Annotated in this window: 12 protein-coding genes and 1 riboswitch; of the genes, 4 read left to right on the top strand and 8 right to left on the bottom strand. The window is 68.4% G+C overall.

Annotated features, from left to right (window positions below; genetic code table 11):
* Positions 1-20: 20 nt before the first annotated feature.
* From ACIBJB_RS25785 to ACIBJB_RS25750, 8 genes are all read right to left on the bottom strand, one after another.
* Positions 21-1,031, bottom strand: coding sequence for a ribonucleotide-diphosphate reductase subunit beta (locus tag ACIBJB_RS25785; RefSeq protein WP_398933485.1), 1,011 nt, complete (start codon positions 1,029-1,031; stop codon positions 21-23).
* The gene (locus tag ACIBJB_RS25780) at positions 1,031-3,391 is read right to left on the bottom strand and encodes a ribonucleoside-diphosphate reductase subunit alpha (protein WP_398933484.1); all 2,361 of its coding nucleotides are present in this window, start codon (positions 3,389-3,391) and stop codon (positions 1,031-1,033) included. The genes ACIBJB_RS25785 and ACIBJB_RS25780 overlap by 1 nt, the downstream gene beginning before the upstream one ends.
* Positions 3,392-3,536: 145 nt before the next feature.
* Positions 3,537-3,619, bottom strand: a riboswitch (cobalamin riboswitch).
* A gap of 77 nt (positions 3,620-3,696) precedes the next feature.
* Positions 3,697-4,194, bottom strand: coding sequence for a GNAT family N-acetyltransferase (locus ACIBJB_RS25775; RefSeq protein WP_398933483.1), 498 nt, complete (start codon positions 4,192-4,194; stop codon positions 3,697-3,699).
* Between the two features lie 73 nt (positions 4,195-4,267).
* Complete coding sequence (mctP, locus tag ACIBJB_RS25770) at positions 4,268-5,878, bottom strand: monocarboxylate uptake permease MctP (RefSeq protein WP_398933482.1); 1,611 nt, start codon at positions 5,876-5,878, stop codon at positions 4,268-4,270.
* Positions 5,875-6,126, bottom strand: coding sequence for a DUF3311 domain-containing protein (locus ACIBJB_RS25765; RefSeq protein WP_311714660.1), 252 nt, complete (start codon positions 6,124-6,126; stop codon positions 5,875-5,877). The genes mctP and ACIBJB_RS25765 overlap by 4 nt, the downstream gene beginning before the upstream one ends.
* 124 nt (positions 6,127-6,250) lie before the next feature.
* Entirely contained in the window at positions 6,251-6,448 is a 198-nt protein-coding gene (locus ACIBJB_RS25760) for a YbdD/YjiX family protein (protein WP_398933481.1), read from the bottom strand.
* Positions 6,423-8,558 carry a carbon starvation CstA family protein gene (locus ACIBJB_RS25755; RefSeq protein WP_398933480.1) on the bottom strand — a complete coding sequence of 712 codons (2,136 nt, stop codon included), beginning with the start codon at positions 8,556-8,558 and terminating at the stop codon, positions 6,423-6,425. Before ACIBJB_RS25755 ends, ACIBJB_RS25760 begins: the two co-directional genes overlap by 26 nt.
* An 87-nt stretch (positions 8,559-8,645) precedes the next feature.
* Positions 8,646-9,410 carry a GntR family transcriptional regulator gene (locus tag ACIBJB_RS25750; RefSeq protein ID WP_057612201.1) on the bottom strand — a complete coding sequence of 255 codons (765 nt, stop codon included), beginning with the start codon at positions 9,408-9,410 and terminating at the stop codon, positions 8,646-8,648.
* A 306-nt stretch (positions 9,411-9,716) separates the two neighbouring features.
* Here ACIBJB_RS25750 and ACIBJB_RS25745 point away from each other — a divergent pair, with 306 nt between their 5' ends.
* From ACIBJB_RS25745 to ACIBJB_RS25730, 4 genes are all read left to right on the top strand, one after another.
* Positions 9,717-11,000: an extracellular solute-binding protein gene (locus tag ACIBJB_RS25745; RefSeq protein ID WP_398933479.1), complete on the top strand. Its 1,284-nt coding sequence runs from the start codon at positions 9,717-9,719 to the stop codon at positions 10,998-11,000.
* Between the two features lie 130 nt (positions 11,001-11,130).
* Positions 11,131-12,111 carry a carbohydrate ABC transporter permease gene (locus ACIBJB_RS25740; protein ID WP_398933478.1) on the top strand — a complete coding sequence of 327 codons (981 nt, stop codon included), beginning with the start codon at positions 11,131-11,133 and terminating at the stop codon, positions 12,109-12,111.
* Between the two features lie 5 nt (positions 12,112-12,116).
* Positions 12,117-12,983: a carbohydrate ABC transporter permease gene (locus ACIBJB_RS25735; RefSeq protein WP_398934007.1), complete on the top strand. Its 867-nt coding sequence runs from the start codon at positions 12,117-12,119 to the stop codon at positions 12,981-12,983.
* 9 nt (positions 12,984-12,992) lie between these two features.
* Positions 12,993-14,477, top strand: coding sequence for a glycoside hydrolase family 3 protein (locus ACIBJB_RS25730; protein ID WP_398933477.1), 1,485 nt, complete (start codon positions 12,993-12,995; stop codon positions 14,475-14,477).
* The last annotated feature ends 12 nt before the right edge of the window (positions 14,478-14,489 follow it).

Below are 14,489 nucleotides of genomic sequence, written 5' to 3'. Positions count from 1 at the left end.
CCACGTGCCCGGATCCCGGCCTAGAAGTCCTCGTCCAGGTCGACCGTTCCCTCCACCGCCACCTGGTACGCGGACGGACGCCGCTCGAAGAAGTTCGTCAGCTCCTGGACCCCCTGCAGCTCCATGAAGGAGAAAGGGTTCTCGGAGCCGTACACCGGGGCGAAGCCGAGGCGCGTCAGGCGCTGGTCGGCGACGCACTCCAGGTACTGCCGCATCGACTCGGTGTTCATGCCCGGCAGCCCGTCCCCGCACAGGTCGCGCGCGAACTGCAGCTCCGCCTCCACGGCCTCCGCCAGCATGTCGGTGACCTGCTGCCGGAGCCGGTCGTCGAAGAGCTCCGGCTCCTCCTTGCGGACGGTGTCGACCACGTCGAAGGCGAAGGACATGTGCATGGTCTCGTCGCGGAACACCCAGTTGGTGCCGGTGGCGAGGCCGTGCAGCAGACCCCGGCTGCGGAACCAGTAGACGTACGCGAAGGCGCCGTAGAAGAAGAGGCCCTCGATGCACGCGGCGAAGCAGATCAGGTTGAGCAGGAAGCGGCGGCGGTCGGCCTGGGACTCCAGCCGGTCCAGCTTCTCGACCTCGTTGATCCACCGGAAGCAGAACTCCGCCTTCTCGCGGATCGAGGGGATGCTCTCGACGGCGTCGAAGGCCGCGGCCCGGTCCTCCGGGTCGGGCAGGTAGGTGTCGAGGAGCGTCAGGTAGAACTGGACATGGACGGCCTCCTCGAAGAGCTGCCGGCTCAGGTAGAGCCGCGCCTCGGGGGAATTGATGTGCTTGTACAGCGTCAGCACCAGGTTGTTCGCGACGATCGAGTCCCCCGTCGCGAAGAAGGCCACCAGGCGGCCGATCAGATGCTGCTCGGCGGGACTGAGCTTCGCCAGGTCGGAGACGTCCGAGTGGAGGTCGACCTCCTCGACGGTCCAGGTGTTCTTGATCGCGTCCCGGTAGCGCTCGTAGAAGTCCGGGTAGCGCATGGGGCGGAGAGTGAGCTCGAAGCCGGGGTCGAGCAGATTTTGGGTGCTGGGCATTACTGGCAGGCCTCGCAGGACTCGGGGTTCTCAAGGGAGCAGGCGACGGCTTCGGGATCGGCCGGCTGCTGAACCGGGACCGTCGCCTGTGCGGCGCGGGCGATCCGGGTCGCCGGGCGCGAGCGCAGGTAGTACGTCGTCTTCAGGCCGGACTTCCAGGCGTACGCGTACATCGAGGAGAGCTTGCCGATGGTCGGCGTCTCCAGGAAGAGGTTCAGGGACTGGGACTGGTCGAGGAACGGGGTGCGCGCCGCGGCCATGTCGATCAGACCGCGCTGCGGGATCTCCCACGCCGTCCGGTACAACGCCCGCACGTCCTCGGGGATCCACGCGAAGCCCTGCACCGAGCCGTTCGCGTCGCGCAGTGCCTCACGGGTGCGGGCGTCCCAGACGCCGAGCTTCTTCAACTCGGCCACCAGGTACGAGTTGACCTGGAGGAACTCCCCGGACAGCGTCTCGCGCTTGAACAGGTTGGAGACCTGCGGCTCGATGCACTCGTACACCCCGGCGATCGAGGCGATGGTGGCGGTGGGCGCGATGGCGAGGAGCAGGGAGTTGCGCAGTCCGGTGACGGCGATACGGTCGCGCAGGGCCGCCCACCGCTCGGGCCAGGTGAGTTCGACGCCGTAGTGGTCGGGGTGCAGGACGCCATGGGCGGTACGGGTCTTCTCCCAGGCCGGCAGCGGGCCGCTCCGCTCGGCGAGGTCGGCGGAGGCCTCGTAGGCGGCGAGCATGACGCGCTCGGCGATCCGGGTGGAGAGTTCCTTCGCCTCGGGGGAGTCGAAGGGCAGCCGCAGCTTGAAGAAGACGTCCTGGAGGCCCATCGCGCCGAGGCCGACAGGGCGCCACTTGGCGTTGGACCGCCCGGCCTGCTCGGTCGGGTAGAAGTTGATGTCGACGACCCGGTCGAGGAAGGTCACGGCGGTGCGGACGGTGGCGTCCAGCCGCTCCCAGTCGAGGTCACCGGTCGCCGTGTCGACGAACGCGCCCAGGTTCACCGACCCCAGGTTGCACACCGCCGTCTCCCCGTCGTCCGTGACCTCCAGGATCTCCGTGCAGAGGTTGGAGGAGTGGACGACATGGCCCGGGGTGGCCGTCTGGTTGGCCGTGCGGTTGGCGGCGTCCTTGAACGTCATCCAGCCGTTGCCGGTCTGCGCGAGGGTGCGCATCATGCGGCCGTAGAGGTCACGCGCGGGGATCGTCTTCCTCGCGAGCCCCGCGGCCTCGGCCTTCCGGTACGCCGCGTCGAACTCCTCGCCCCACAGGTCGACCAGCTCGGGCACGTCGGCGGGGGAGAAGAGGGACCACTCGGCGTCCGCGTTCACCCGGCGCATGAACTCGTCCGGGACCCAGTGCGCGAGGTTCAGGTTGTGCGTACGGCGGGCGTCCTCACCGGTGTTGTCCCTGAGCTCCAGGAACTCCTCGATGTCGGAGTGCCAGGTCTCCAGGTAGACCGCGGCCGCGCCCTTGCGCCGGCCTCCCTGGTTCACGGCGGCGACCGAGGCGTCCAGCGTCTTCAGGAACGGGACGATGCCGTTGGAGTGCCCGTTGGTGCCGCGGATCAGCGAACCGCGGCTGCGGATACGGGAGTACGACAGACCGATGCCGCCGGCGTGCTTCGAGAGGTTGGCGACCTGGTGATAGCGGTCGTAGATGGAGTCGAGCTCGTCCTTCGGGGAGTCGAGGAGGTAGCAGGACGACATCTGGGGGTGCCGGGTGCCGGAGTTGAAGAGGGTGGGGGAGGAGGGGAGGTAGTCGAGGCGGCTCATGAGGGCGTAGAGCGCGGCGACTTCGTCCAGTGCCCTGACCGTGTCGTCCTCGGCGAGGCCGGACGCCACCCGGAGCAGGAAGTGCTGGGGCGTCTCGATCACCTTGCGGGTGAGGGGGTGCCGCAGGAGGTACCGGCTGTGGAGGGTGCGGAGGCCGAAGTAGCCGAAGCGGTCGTCGGCGCCGGTGTCGACCAGGGCGTCGAGCCGCTCGGCGTGCACCCGCACGAACTCGGCGGTGCGGTCGGCGATGAGGCCCTCACGGTGTCCGACGGCGACCGATCCGGTGAACGAGGTGACGCCCTGTGAGGCGGCCTCCGCGGCGATGGTGACGGTCAGCAGCCTGGCGGCCAGCCTGCTGTACGCGGGGTCCTCGGAGATGAGGCCGGCCGCCGCCTCGGTGGCCAGCTCGCGCAGCTCCGTCACGTCCGCCCGGGCGGACCGGCCGCGGAGCGTGGCGGCGGCGACCCGTCCGGGGTCGGCGTCGGGGAGGTCGGCGGTCAGCTCGGTCAGGGTCCGCAGCAACGCGGTTCCGGGACCGTCCTCGTCCACAAAGGTGGTCGCTGAAGCCGGATCGGCTGGCGCGATGGTCACGTGGGGCTCTCCCTCGCTGGGCACGGGGCCTTGCGGAGGGCAGGGGGCAGCACACGAGCGCACACGGCGTCGCGTCCACCGGCCCACTCCACGAGGCCCGGACGTCAGGCACCCGGGCCGGTATGGCACGGGCGTGCTGTCGACAGGTCCTCGGACTGACTCTCATGTGTGCTTATGCACGCATGAGTACACCGTTGCGGGACAGTTCCGGATTCGCACCGGATTCCCCTGCGGCGACAGCGAGCACGAGCATACATCTTGTGCCGGGTGAGGAAAGCAGGCCCATATGTTGTGTTGCGGTGACTTCAGAGCGTCAACTCGTAGGTGAGAAGCGTGAAGTCGTCGCCGGGTATCGGGTGCCAGTCGCGTTCGGGGGCGCGGGTGAAGCCGAGGCGTTCGTAGATGCGGTGGGCGGTGTGCATCGTGGGCTGGGTGCACAGGACGACGCCGGTGGCCGCGCCGCTCGCACGGTCGACGCAAGCCCGTACGAGGGCCTGTCCGACGCCTCTGCCCCGGGCCGCGTGTGCCACCGCGAGCATGCGGATCTCCGCCTCTCCGGGGCGGGCGAGGTCGGCCAGGGGACCACCGGAGGGGACGAAGGTGACTCCGCCGAGGATGTCGTCGTTCTCCGTGGCCACCAGGACGTCCGCGGCGGACGCCCTCTTGGCCACGTCCTTGAGTTCTTCGAGGTACCAGTCGCTCTCACCGAACAGGAGGAGGCCGTCCTGGAGGTAGGCCTGGGCGGTGATCTCACCGAGGGCTTCGTAGTCGGCGGGCACCGCGGGGCGGATCAGGATGTCCATGCGGGTGAGTGTGCCCGACGGGTACGACAACGGGCCGCCGGACGAGAACTCCGACGGCCCGTGCGCACCGTGACTAGTGGGCCGTACCCGCGGTCGCCGGCGGAAGCTCCACCTGGACCCCCGGGTCGCCCGCGTCCGCCGTGTAGTCCGCCGGGCTGGTCTCGTCCACGCCGTCGGGGACCTTGGCCGCCTTCAGGGCGAAGGTCAGCACCACCGTCACGACGACGTTGAGCACGAACGCCGTCAGGCCGATGTAGCCGATCTCGCCGATGCCGGGGATCTCCTTCGCCGAGCCGCCGAAGTGCTTCTGGGTCGGGGAGGCGACGCCGTACGCGGCGACCGTGCCGTAGATCATGCCGACCGCCCAGCCGGCGAGCAGGGCCCAGCGGTGGAACCAGCGGGTGAAGAGGCCGCCGACCAGGGCCGGGAAGGTCTGGAGGATCCAGATGCCGCCCAGGAGCTGGAAGTTGATGGCGACCGTCTTGTCCATCGTGAGGACGAAGACCAGCGCGCCGACCTTCACCAGGAGCGAGACCAGCTTGGAGACCTTGGTCTCCTGTGCGGGCGTGGCGTCCGGCTTGATGAAGTCCTTGTAGATGTTGCGGGTGAAGAGATTCGCGGCCGCGATGGACATGATGGCCGCCGGGACCAGTGCGCCGATGCCGATCGCCGCGAAGGCCACGCCTGCGAACCAGTCCGGGAACATGTCCTCGAACAGCTGCGGGATCGCCAACTGCGGGTTGGTGACCTTGACTCCGGCCGCGATCGCCATGAAGCCGAGCAGCGCGAGCAGGCCCAGCATCAGCGAGTACAGCGGCAGGATCGTGGTGTTGCGGCGGATCACCTCGCGGCTGCGGGAGGAGAGCGTCGCGGTGATCGAGTGCGGGTACATGAAGAGCGCGAGTGCGGAGCCCAGCGCCAGCGTGGCGTACGTCCACTGCCCCGCCTCCAGCGGGACGAGGCCGCCGGCCTTGGCCGCCGTGTACTTCGCGCTCGCCGCGCCGAAGACGTCGTCGAACCCGCCCAGTTTGATCGGGATGTAGATGATCGCCACCGCGATGACGATGTAGATCAGCGTGTCCTTCACGAACGCGATCAGGGCGGGGGCGCGGAGGCCGGAGGAGTACGTGTAGGCCGCGAGGACGCCGAAGGCGATGAGCAACGGGAGGTCCTTGACGAACCAGTTCGTGTTCTCGCCGCCGCCGATGCCCATGACGTCGAGGACCGCCTGGATCCCGACCAGTTGGAGCGCGATGTACGGCATGGTCGCGAGGATGCCGGTGACCGCCACCGCCAGCGACAGGCCCTTGGAGCCGAAGCGGCCGCGCACGAAGTCCGAGGTGGTCACGTATCCGTGCTTGTGGGAGACCGACCACAGGCGGGGCAGGAACGTGAAGATCAGCGGGTACACCAGGATGGTGTAGGGCACCGCGAAGAAGCCGGACGCCCCCGCCGCGTAGATCGCCGCGGGGACCGCGACGAAGGTGTACGCCGTGTAGAGGTCGCCGCCGAGCAGGAACCAGGTGACCCAGGTGCCGAACGACCGCCCGCCCAGGCCCCATTCGTCGAGGCTGTGCTCGTTCTCGGCCTTGCGCCAGCGCGCGGCCAGGAAGCCCATGACCGTGACGGCCAGGAAGAAGATGATGAAGACGGCGAGTGCCACGCCGTTGACGCCGTCGTTCACTTGGAACCTCCGTGGCGGGCACGCTGGTCACGCTGCCACAGCTTGTACGCGGTCATCGTCAGCGCGGTGGATATCAGCACCCACAGCATCTGGTACCAGTAGAAGAACGGGATGCCGATGAACGTGGGGTCGACCTTGGCGTACGAGCCGACCCACAGCATCGCCACGAACGGGGCGACGAGGCAGAGGGCTATGACCACCCTGGCCGGTGTCACCACCGGCGGTCTCACTTCAGGTGCGTCCGACATTCCGCGACTCCGTCCCCTGGCTGATCACCTGTAACGCGCAGGCAATCTAGGTCACGGTGTCAGGTGAGCGGAAGACCTCGTCCGCATATCGGTATGTCGATTCTGTGAAGCATCGACAGCGGCATCAACAGCAGCGGAAGCCCTGGCGGGGATCTCCTTCCTGACGTTCCGTCCGCATTCGTTCGAACGCCCGCCGGGTCGGCACCGGCGCCTGCGGGTGGTCCCGGCGCACATGCGCGACATAGCGGTCGTACGCCGACTCGTCGGTCAGTTCACGGACGTACCAGCGCACGGCCCTAAACGCCCGTCGGAGTGACCGCATCCCGTGCCTCCTCCTTTTCCTTCCGGGTCGGGATCAGACCGGCGGGGGCCAGGATCTTCGACTCGACGTACGGCGCCTCGCTGAGCGTGGACAGCGCGGGACGGCGCAGGTGCCGGACGCAGACCCGCAGGGCGTCGGCGATCACCACCACGATCAGCAAGGCGAGGACGGCCGTGAGGACGCCGTCGACCGTGGAGTTGGTGACCACGGTGTGCATGTCGTCCATGCTCTTGGCGGGCGGCAGGACCTTGCCGTCGTCGATGGCGTCCTGGAACACGGACCGCTGCTTGAAGAAGCCGACCTTGGGGTCACTGGAGAACACCTTCTGGAAGCTGGCCGTGAGCGTCACGGTCGCGTCCCAGACGAGCGGAATCCCGGTGATCCAGGCCCACTTGAGGCGTCCCGACTTCACCAGCAGCGTGGTGCAGACGGCCAGCGCGACCGCGGCGAGCAGCTGGTTGGAGATGCCGAAGATCGGGAAGAGCTGGTTGATCCCGCCGAGCGGCTCGTGGACGCCCACCCACAGGAAGTAACCCCACAGCGCGCACACGATCGCGCTGGTCAGGACCAGGCCTGGCTTCCAACTGATGTTCCTGAACGGCCGGTAGACGTTGCCCAGCATGTCCTGGAGCATGAACCGGCCCACGCGCGTGCCCGCGTCCAGCGCGGTCAGGATGAACAGTGCCTCGAACATGATCGCGAAGTGGTACCAGAAGGCCCTGAGACTCCCGCCGGTGACCTTGGAGAAGATCTCCGAGACACCGACGGCGAGGGTCGGGGCGCCGCCGGTGCGGGAGAGCAGGGTGGCCTCCTCGACGTTCTTCGCCGCCTGGGCGAGCTCGGCGGGGGAGATGGAGTAGCCCCAACCGGTCACGACCTGCGAGGCGTTCTCGACGGTCGTGCCGATCGCACCGGCCGGCGCGTTCATCGCGAAGTACAGCCCCGGGTCGATGATGCTCGCCGCGACCAGGGCCATGATCGCGACCGACGACTCCATCAGCATGGAGCCGTAGCCGATCATCCGGACCTGCGTCTCCTTCTGGATCATCTTCGGCGTCGTACCGCTCGAGATCAGGGAGTGGAAGCCGCTCAGTGCCCCGCAGGCGATGGTGATGAAGACGAAGGGGAACGGCGAGCCCGCGAACACCGGACCGTCCCCGCGCGAGGCGAAGTCCGTCACCGCGTCCATCTTCAGCGTCGGCAGTGCGATGACGACACCGAGGGCGAGCAGGGCGATCGTGCCGATCTTCATGAAGGTGGAGAGGTAGTCGCGGGGCGCCAGGAGCATCCACACCGGCAGGATCGAGGCGATGAACCCGTACGCCACCAGCCAGACGACCAGCGTCGAGGGCGCGAGGGTGAAGGCACCGGCCCACGAGGACTCGGCCACCCAGCGGCCCGCGACCAGCGCGAGCAGCAGCAGTCCTACGCCGATGAGGGAGACCTCGGCGACCCGGCCGGGGCGAAGTACCCGCAGATAGAAGCCCATCAGCAGGGCGATCGGGATCGTCATCGCGATGGAGAAGGTGCCCCAGGGCGAGGCGGCCAGGGCGTTGACGATGACGAGGGCCAGTACGCCGAGCAGGATGATCATGATGGCGAAGGCGGCGATCAGCGCGGCCGCGCCGCCGAAGGGGCCGATCTCCTCGCGGGCCATCTGCCCGAGTGAGCGTCCGTCCCTTCGCGTGGAGAAGAACAGCACCACCATGTCCTGGACCGCGCCCGCGAAGATGACGCCCGCGATGATCCAGACCGTGCCGGGCAGATAGCCCATCTGCGCGGCCAGCACCGGGCCGACGAGCGGTCCGGCGCCCGCGATGGCGGCGAAGTGGTGGCCGAGCAGGACACGGCGGTCGGTGGGGTGGAAGTCGATGCCGTTGTTGAGGCGTTCGGCCGGGGTGGCCCTGGTCGCGTCGACCTTCAGGACCTTGTACGCGATGAACTTCGAGTAGAAGCGGTAGCCGATCGCGTACGACCCGAGGGCGGCCGCGACCATCCAGGCGGCGGAGACGTCCTCGCCCCGGGCGAGCGCGAGCACGGACCAGCCGGCGGCGCCGACCAGGGCGACGAGGGTCCAGATGACGATGGTTCGGACGTTCGCGGTACGCACGAGGCGGTCCTCCCGTCCAGACGGAGTCGGAAGGACCGTAGAGCAGGATGTGCGGTTGCGCTACACCGCGTGCGGTACTGGAAAGGACTAGTCGACAGGCCTCTTGAGGCGGGCCACGAACTTGTACCGGTCGCCCCGGTACACCGACCGCACCCACTCCACCGGCTCGCCCGTCCTGTCGGACGAGTGGCGGGACAGCATCAGCATCGGCAGGCCCACGTCGGTGCCGAGCAGGCCCGCCTCGCGCGGGGTGGCCAGGGAAGTCTCGATGGTCTCCTCGGCCTCGGCGAGATGGACGTCGTAGACCTCGGCCAATGCCGTGTAGAGGGACGTGTACTTGACCAGTGACCGGCGCAGGGCCGGGAAGCGCTTGGCGGAGAGGTGGGTCGTCTCGATGGCCATCGGCTCGGCGTTGGCCATCCGCAGGCGCTCGATGCGCAGCACCCGGCCGCCGGCGGTGATGTCGAGGAGCTCGGCGAGACGGTCGTCGGCGGTGATGTAGCCGATGTCGAGCAGTTGCGAGGTGGGTTCGAGACCCTGGGCGCGCATGTCCTCGGTGTAGGAGGTGAGTTGCAGCGCCTGCGAGACCTTCGGCTTGGCGACGAAGGTGCCCTTGCCCTGGATGCGCTCGAGCCTGCCCTCGACCACGAGCTCCTGCAGGGCCTGGCGCACCGTGGTCCGGGAGGTGTCGAACTCGGCGGCGAGCGTGCGCTCGGGCGGTACCGGCGTGCCGGGCGACTGGGTCTCCGTCATGTCGAGCAGGTGCTTCTTCAGGCGGTAGTACTTGGGCACGCGCGCGGTACGGACGCCTGCCCCGCCCTCGGTCTCCGCACTGCTGACGTCGCTGCTCATGGTCTGCCTTCCCGGCTCCGGATGCGGATCACATCGTGATCCCTTCTGTATACCGTCGCCGTCTCTTTTGGTCTAGTCCACCGAGGTAAGTGGTCTAGCGGACGAGAGTACTCCGGCGCCGCTGTTTTCGCTGGCTTCTTTACTAATGGTTCCTGCATATGTAGCTCGCATAACGGCTGGTCAGAGCGATTTCGCGGGCCCTTGACAGGCTTCGTGGTCTGGTCCAAGCTCCCCCTACTGGTCTACACCATTGGTCCAGGTCCCGGCCTGTGGGCGGGAGGTGTGGGCATCCCTGAGGAGGGTGGCGTGAAGCGCAAGCTGGCAGCCGCGATCGGTATCGCGGGCATGGTGGTCTCCGTCGCGGCATGTGGGAACAGCGACAGCGGAAGTTCGGACAACAGCGGCGCGGACGCCAAGGAGCTGACCGTCTGGCTCACCGTCGACGCTCAGAACAACTGGCCCGGGCTGGTGAAGGCCGCGGACGCCGCGGTCCAGAAGAAGCACCCCGGCATCAAGATCAACCACGAGTACTACGGTTGGCCGGACAAGAACACCAAGCTCGACGCGGTCCTCGCCACCGACAAGGCCCCCGACGTGGTCGAGATGGGCAACACCGAGATGCTGGGCTACATGGTCAAGGGCGCCTTCGCGCCCCTGGACACATCGAAGTTCACCAACTCGTCCGCCTGGCTCGACGGTCTCAAGGCCTCGGTGTCCTACGACGGCAAGACCTACGGCGTCCCTTACTACGCGGGTGGCCGCGTCGGCAACTGGCGCAAGGACCTCTTCGCCTCGGTCGGCGTCAAGTCAACGCCCAAGACCTACGCGGAGCTCACCGCCGCCCTGGACAAGGTCCAGAAAAAGGAGGGCGACAAGTTCTCCGCCTGGTACCAGCCCACCCGTGACTGGTACGCGGCCATGTCCTTCGTCTACGACGCCGGCGGCTCCATCGCCAAGGAGGACGGCGGCCAGTGGAAGGGCAACCTCTCCTCGCCGGAGTCGCTCAAGGGCCTGACCGAGTTCAAGAACGTCGTCGACAAGTACATGCACGGCGACAAGACCAAGGACGAGAACGACCGTTACATCGTCTACGGCCAGGGCAAGTCCGGCATGATCTTCGGCGCGGCCTGGGAGGGCGCGACCTCCGCCGACCCGAAGAACGACAAGACCGGCAAGCTCAAGGGCAACCTCGAGAACTTCGTGATGCCCGGCCCGTCCGGCAAGAACCTCCCCGTCTTCCTGGGCGGTTCGGACCTCGCCGTCCCGGTGAAGTCGAAGGCGCAGGCCGTCGCCGCCGAGTGGATCAACGCCTTCGTGGGTCCCTCCGGCCAGAAGGGCCTGATGGCCAAGGGCAACCTGCCCAACAACAAGACCGACCTCGCCACCCTGAAGAACGACCCGGCGACCGCGGTCCCGGCCACCGCGGCCGAGTCCAACTGGTTCGTCCCCATGGCGCCCGGCTGGGGCCAGGTCGAGAAGGCGCAGGTCCTGCAGAACATGCTGCAGAACATCGGCACCGGCAAGAAGTCGGTCGAGGCCGCCGCCAAGGAGGCGGACGCCGCGATCGACAAGGTCATCAACACGAAGTGACCGCAGGCAGGGCCCCGTTGAGACCGGCGGGGCCCTGCTTCCCGTACGACCGTGCGGGCTTCGCTTTCGTACGACCGGACCGTGCGGGCAACGCTCTCGTACGACCAGAGGGACCGCTGAGGAGCACGCCATGAGTGCCGCAGACACGACCACCCCCACCGAGGTGCCGCCGCCGATGTCGGTACCACCGCCGTCCAGGCCGGTCCTGCCGCGCAGAAAGCGGACCTTCAACGCCACCCCCTGGCTCCTGCTCGCCCCCTGTCTGCTGATCCTGGTGCTGGTCCTCGGCTATCCGCTGGTCCGCCTGGTCACGCTGTCCTTCCAGAAGTTCGGACAGTCCCAGCTGTGGGGCTTCCTGCCCGCGGACTGGATCGGATTCGACAACTTCACGGGCGTGCTCGACGACGGCGAGTTCTGGGCGGTCGTCGTCCGGACCGTCGTCTTCGCGGCCGGCTGCGTGATCTTCACAATGGTCGCCGGCATGCTGATCGCGCTGCTGCTCCAGCGGGTCTCCGGCTGGGTGAAGACCCTCGTCAACATCGCACTGGTGGCCAGCTGGGGCATGCCGATCATCGTCGCCACCACGGTCTTCAAGTGGCTGTTCGACGCGGACTACGGCATCCTCAACGCGCTGCTCAGCAAGCTGCCCGGGGTCGAGATGATCGGCCACAACTGGTTCGCGAGCGGTCCCCAGGGCCTGGCCGTGATCATGCTGCTCGTGGTCTGGGGCGCGGTGCCCTTCGTCGTGATCACTCTGAGCGCCGGGCTCACCCAGGTCCCGGCCGAACTGGAGGAGGCGGCCTGGCTGGACGGCGCGGGCGCGTGGGGCATCTTCCGGTACGTCACCCTGCCCATCCTCAAGCCGCTCATCGTGATGCTGACGACCCTCTCGGTCATCTGGGACATGGGCGTCTTCCCCCAGGTGTTCGTCATGCGGGGCGGCCACCCCGAGCCGGAGTTCCAGATCCTGACGACGTACTCGTACGACCGCGCCTTCGTGGTCAACGACTACGGGCAGGGCTCGGCGATCGCCCTCATCACCGTGCTCCTGCTGCTCGGGGTCGTCGCCGTCTACATGCGCCAGATGCTGAAGATCGGAGAGGTCGAATGACCATCATGGACGCCGTCGCGAGGTCAGGGAGCGGCTCGGGGCGCACTTCGCGGCCCCGGAAGTCCAAGGCGGGCTGGAACCTCCTCGGTCTCCTCGTCTTCGTCACCGCCGGCTTCCCCGTCTACTGGATGCTGAACACCGCGTTCAAACCGGCGAAGGACGCCATCGACCCGGACCCGAGCCTGCTGCCGACGGGGCTGACGCTGAGCAACTTCAGCCGCGCACTGGACATCGCCGACTTCTGGGGCCCGGTCGGCCGCAGTCTGATCGTCTCCCTGGCGGTCGTGGCGATCGGTGTCGTGGTCGGCACCCTGGCCGCCCTTGCCATCTCCCGCTTCGCCTTCCGCGGCCGCAAGGTCGTGATCGTGGGCATCCTCGCGGTCCAGATGGTCCCCCTGGTCGCGATGATCATCCCGGTCTTCCTGCTCCTCAACGACCTCGACCAGTACGACAAGTTGTCGGGCCTGATCATCACCTACCTGACCTTCATCCTCCCCTTCACGGTGTGGACGCTGCGCGGCTTCATCGTCAACATCCCCAAGGAGCTGGAGGAGGCGGCGATGGTCGACGGCTGCTCGCCCACGGGCGCCTTCCTGCGGGTGGTCTTCCCGCTGCTGGCCCCCGGCATGGTCGCCACCTCGGTCTACGCCTTCATCCAGGCCTGGAACGAGTACCTCTACGCCCTCATGCTGCTCAGCCAGAAGAACCAGACCGCGACCGTCTGGCTCGGCAACTTCACCACCAAACACGGCACCGAATACGCCCCCATGATGGCCGGTTCCACCATGATGGCCGTGCCGATCGTGGTCCTCTTCCTCCTCGTCCAGCGCAAGATGGCCGCGGGCCTCACCGCGGGCGCCGTGAAGGGATAACGCCCCCCGATGACGACATTCGCCAGCGGCACAGACACGCTGACCCGCGACGCGCTGACCGTCCTGCAGCCCGGCTTCACCGGCACCACCGCCCCCGACTGGCTGCTGCGCCGCCTCGGGGAGGGCCTCGCCTCGGTCGGCCTGTTCGGCCGCAACATCGCCTCGCCGGAACAACTGGCCGCCCTGACAGCCCAGTTGCGCGCCGAACGCGACGACGTCCTGGTGGCCATCGACGAGGAGGGCGGTGACGTCACCCGCCTGGAGGTGCGCACCGGCTCGTCCTTCCCCGGCAACCACGCCCTCGGCGCGGTGGACGACGTGGAACTGACACGGGAGGTGGCCGCGGAACTCGGCCGCCGTCTCGCGGCCTGCGGGGTCAACCTCAACTGGGCCCCTTCGGCCGACGTGAACTCGAACCCGTCCAACCCGGTGATCGGCGTACGCTCCTTCGGCGCCTCCTCGAAGCTGGTCGCCCGCCACACCGCCGCCTACGTCACCGGCCTCCAGTCGGCGGGCGTGGCGGCCTGCACCAAGCACTTCCCGGGCCACGGCGACACCGCGATCGACTCCCACCACGCACTGCCGCGCATCGACGTGGACGAGTCGGTCCTGCTGGAGCGGGAACTGCGGCCCTTCCGCGCGGCCATCGCCGCCGGCACCCGCGCGGTGATGACCGCCCACATCCTGGTCCCCGCCCTGGACCCGGAGCGCCCGGCAACCCTGTCCCACAAGGTGCTGACCGACCTGCTCCGCGGCGAACTCGGCTACACCGGCCTCATCGTCACCGACGGCATGGAGATGCAGGCCATCGCCGGCACCTACGGCATCGAGCGTGGCAGCGTCCTGGCCATCGCCGCCGGCGCCGACGCGATCTGCGTGGGCGGCGGCCTGGCCGACGACGAGACGGTACGGCGCCTGCGCGACGCCCTGGTCTCGGCGGTGCGCTCGGGCGAACTCCCCGAGGAGCGGCTCGCGCAAGCGGCGGAGCGCGTCCGCACGCTGGCCCACTGGACGGCGGCCGGCGCGGCCGACGCGCAGCTGCCGGCCGACGAGGAGGTGGGACTGCGCTCGGCCCGAAGGGCGTTGCGCATCACCGGCGCGGACGGCTTCACCCCCCTCACCGCGGCGCCCTACGTCGCCGCCTTCACCCCGGTGGCCAATGTGGCCGTCGGCGACGAGACGCCCTGGGGCGTCGCCGCCGAACTCGCCCGTCTGATCCCGGGCACGGAAACGGGCAGCTTCGCCGGCGAGGACGCGGGCCTCGCCACCCTGGCCGCAGCCGGCCCCCGCCGCATCGTGGCCGTGGTGCGCGACGAACACCGCCATCCCTGGATGGGAGCGGCCCTGGACACCGTCCTCAGAACCCGCCCCGACACGATCGTGATCGAAATGGGCCTCCCTCAGGCCCCCGCCCGCGGAGCCCTGCACATCGCGACCCACGGCGCGGCCCGTGTCTGCGGAAGGGCGGCGGCGGAGATCATCGCGGGGGAGTAGCTCCTACGGCAG

Source organism: Streptomyces sp. NPDC050759 (assembly GCF_044456945.1).
Taxonomy (GTDB): domain Bacteria; phylum Actinomycetota; class Actinomycetes; order Streptomycetales; family Streptomycetaceae; genus Streptomyces.
The sequence above is the reverse complement of the archived record's forward strand: the minus strand, read 5'-3'. Positions and strand labels throughout refer to the sequence as shown.